We start from the raw sequence: 2,641 nt of genomic DNA on the forward strand, positions 1-2,641 counted from the left end.
AAAAAAGCTATAATCCCTATTTTTCTTCTATTAATTGTCATTGTAGGCGCATTTTACCTGTATCAACGAAGCGGTGAGAAGGAGGAGGTTTCTACTGAAAACTTTGTTGAAGAGCGAAGCAAAAAAATAGAAGCGCCGAAAGCTGAAAAGCATCTTGATGAAGAGACAGCGAATGTTATTAAAAAGGAAAAACGGGGATCTGCGAAAAAGAGAAAAAAAGTTCAGGAGATAAAAAAAGCTAAAGAAATAAAAAGACAGAAGAAAAGAAAAGAATCTAAAGAGCAGAATGTGTTTCCTCCAAACCCAGAACAACTCAAAGCTTTCAATGAGCTTAAGAAAAAGAAAAAGGAATATAAAAATTTTGATGCTTCGTGGAATGAAAATACGGGTTACATAAGAAGGCTTTCAAAATATGAAAGAATTTTAACCGAGGAGAGAGATTTTGACCCGGAAGAAATTGCCATAAATTTTTTAAAGGAAAACAGCAGATTGTTTTCATTAATAAATGAAGACCTCTCTGATTTTAAGATTGAAAGGAAAGAATTAAGCACCTTTACTAGGCTAAGCTTTCAACAGATGTATAAAGGGGTGCCTGTCTTTTTGGCCGGAATCAGCGTGGAGGTTGCATATAAGACAGGAGAAGTAGTGCTTGTCAGTAACAGTTATCAACCGAATGTGAAGGATTTGGAGCTTTCAGTTGAGCCGGTGATTTCAAGGGAAGAGGCGATAGAGATTGCAGAGAAAGAAGTTGAAAAAGATAAAAGATCAGAATTTGATGAATCGAAAATGAAAGTAGATTTGTATGTATATCCTTACTTGCCTGATAATCCAACTCCTGTATATGCAAAAAGGGAGCTTTCAGATTATCGTTTGGCGTGGGTTTTATACTTTGTTGGTAGTTGGCATGTTATTGTAGATGCCTATACCGGAGAGGTTTTGAGGAAAGCGCCTTTATGGATGGAGTGAGTTGAATATTAAAAAAGCTATAATCCCTATTTTTCTTCTATTAATTGTCATTGTAGGCGCATTTTACCTGTATCAACGAAGCGGTGAGAAGGAGGTTTTCACTGAAACCCCTATTGAACAGAAAAGCGATAAATTAGCAGAATCTGAAACTGAAAAGCATCTTGATGAAGAGATAGCGAATGTTATTAAAGGGGAGGAACCGGTTCCTGCGAAAAGGAGAAAAAAAGTTCAGGAAAGAAAAAAAGCTAAAGAAATAAAAAGACAGGAGAAAAGAGAAGAATCTGAAAAGAAAAAGATCTTTCCTCCAAATCCCGAACAACTCAAAGCTTTTAATGAGCTTAAGAAAAAGAAAAAGGAATATAGCAATTTTTTTGCCATATGGAATGAAAATACAGGTTACATAAGAAGGCTTTTAAAATATGAAAGAATATTAACTGAGGAAAGATATTTTGACCCTGAAGAAATTGCAGTAAATTTTTTAAAGGAAAACAGCAGATTGTTTTCATTAATAAATGAAGACCTCTCTGATTTTAAGATTGAAAGGAAAGAATTAAGCACCTTTACCAGAATAACATTCCATCAGATGTATAAAGGTGTGCCTGTTTTTTTTACGGGAATCAGCGTAGAGGTTGCACATAAGACAGGAGAAATAGTTCTTGTTAGCAACAATTATCAGCCTGACTTGAAGGATTTAGAGCTGTCCGTTGAGCCGGCGATTTCAAGGGAAGAGGCGATAGAGATTGCAAAAAATGAAGTTGAAAAGGATAAAAAACATGAATTTGATGAATCGAAAATGAAAGTAGATTTGTATGTATATCCTTACTTGCCTGATAATCCAATTCCTGTATATGCAAAAAGGGAGCTTTCAGATTATCATTTGGCATGGGTTTTTTACTATATCGGGAAGTGGCATGTTGTTGTAGATGCCTCTAATGGTGAGGTATTGAGAAAAGCGCCTTTATGGTTTGGTTAAGTTGGATATGAAAAAAGCTATAATCCCTATTTTTCTTCTATTAATTGTCATTGTAGGCGCATTTTACCTGTATCAACGAAGCGCTGAGAAGGAGGAGGTTTCTACTGAAAACTCTGTTGAAGAGCGAAGCAAAAAAATAGAAGCGCCGAAAACTGAAAAAAAAGGGGTCGGATCTGCTTTTGGCTTTTGTTATGAATAATAACTTAGATAGCGTCTTCAAAGACACATCCGAGCAGGTGACATTCCTATATTCGGATCATCTTGGAAGGTCTGTGTCGGGAAAATTTGATTATCTTCCCTTTGGCACAATATATCAGGGGACGCCGGAAACTAATATGAGATTCCCCGGGTAATACGCCGACCGTACCGGTCTTTACCAAAACGGATTCCGTGATTACAATCCGCGATTGGGCAAGAATATGGAACCGGATCCGGTGGGGCAGATTAGTGATGTGAATTTGTATCCCTATGTGGGGAATAATCCGGTGAATCAAATTGATGCTTTAGGATTATTCTGGCGTATTCCCATGGGAGTAAGCTATAGTGGAGAAGCAAACAAAAGCTATAGAAGGGTTATCTACTTCTTTGGAAAGGAGGATATTAATTGAATTCAAAACACCTCAACTGCCGTTGATTTGAATGATATCCATGCCTCATCTCCTATGTGAAGGTTGAGAAGCAATAATGATTTTTTTGTAATAT

General features: G+C 36.7%; 4 protein-coding genes. All 4 read left to right on the top strand.

Features of this window, described 5'->3' with window-relative positions; all coding sequences use genetic code 11:
* Window positions 1–966, top strand: a 966-nt coding sequence (locus D6734_02475; protein RMF97284.1) for a hypothetical protein, incomplete at its 5' end; no start/stop codon positions are given.
* Window position 967: 1 nt separating this feature from the next.
* Window positions 968–1,939 carry a hypothetical protein gene (locus D6734_02480; GenBank protein RMF97285.1) on the top strand — a complete coding sequence of 324 codons (972 nt, stop codon included), beginning with the start codon at window positions 968–970 and terminating at the stop codon, window positions 1,937–1,939.
* 1 nt (window position 1,940) lies between these two features.
* On the top strand, window positions 1,941–2,138 hold the full coding sequence (locus D6734_02485) for a hypothetical protein (protein RMF97286.1): 198 nt from the start codon (window positions 1,941–1,943) through the stop codon (window positions 2,136–2,138).
* Window positions 2,139–2,346: 208 nt separating this feature from the next.
* Window positions 2,347–2,547: a hypothetical protein gene (locus D6734_02490; protein ID RMF97287.1), complete on the top strand. Its 201-nt coding sequence runs from the start codon at window positions 2,347–2,349 to the stop codon at window positions 2,545–2,547.
* Window positions 2,548–2,641 lie beyond the last annotated feature (94 nt).

The sequence above is a fragment of the Candidatus Schekmanbacteria bacterium genome, assembly GCA_003695725.1.
Lineage (GTDB): Bacteria > Schekmanbacteria > GWA2-38-11 > GWA2-38-11 > J061 > J061.